This window comes from Paenibacillus sp. BJ-4, assembly GCF_020404765.1.
Lineage (GTDB): Bacteria > Bacillota > Bacilli > Paenibacillales > Paenibacillaceae > Paenibacillus.
This window is the reverse complement of sequence record NZ_JAIVEM010000156.1, coordinates 1-506: the sequence shown is the minus strand read 5'-3', so window position 1 is coordinate 506 and position 506 is coordinate 1. Positions and strand designations below refer to the sequence as shown.

Genomic DNA, 506 nt, shown 5'->3' with positions numbered 1-506 from the left:
TCGTTGTTCGCCACGTCCTTCGTCGGCTCCTGGCGCCTAGGCATCCTCCGTGTGCTCTTTGTAGCTTAACCTAGTATTTACAATGTAAATACGATTGACTACCTTTATTTCACTTGCTTACACAAGATCAGCTTAAAGGAATATTCTAAAACGCAATTCGTTTCGGTATCCAGTTTTCAAGGTGCAATATTAATAAATCTTTTTTTTGGTGGAGCCAAGCGGGATCGAACCGCTGACCTCCTGCTTGCAAGGCAGGCGCTCTCCCAGCTGAGCTATGGCCCCAAAGGAAACATAAAGTTATATGGTGGGCCCTAGTGGACTCGAACCACCGACCTCACCCTTATCAGGGGTGCGCTCTAACCAGCTGAGCTAAGGGCCCATAATAAACCACCAAAGAAATTCTTCTTTAGTGGTTGCGCTTGGCAACGTCCTACTCTCCCAGGACCCTGCGGTCCAAGTACCATCGGCGCTGGAGGGCTTAACGGTCGTGTTCGGGATGGGTACGT

General features: G+C 49.4%; 2 tRNA genes and 1 rRNA gene. All 3 read right to left on the bottom strand.

What is annotated here, in order from left to right:
* Positions 1–206: 206 nt before the first annotated feature.
* A tRNA-Ala gene (locus LCF57_RS23280) sits at positions 207–282 on the bottom strand.
* A gap of 20 nt (positions 283–302) precedes the next feature.
* Positions 303–379: transfer RNA gene (locus tag LCF57_RS23275), tRNA-Ile, on the bottom strand.
* Between the two features lie 38 nt (positions 380–417).
* Positions 418–506, bottom strand: a 5S ribosomal RNA gene (gene rrf / locus LCF57_RS23270); the annotation flags it as partial.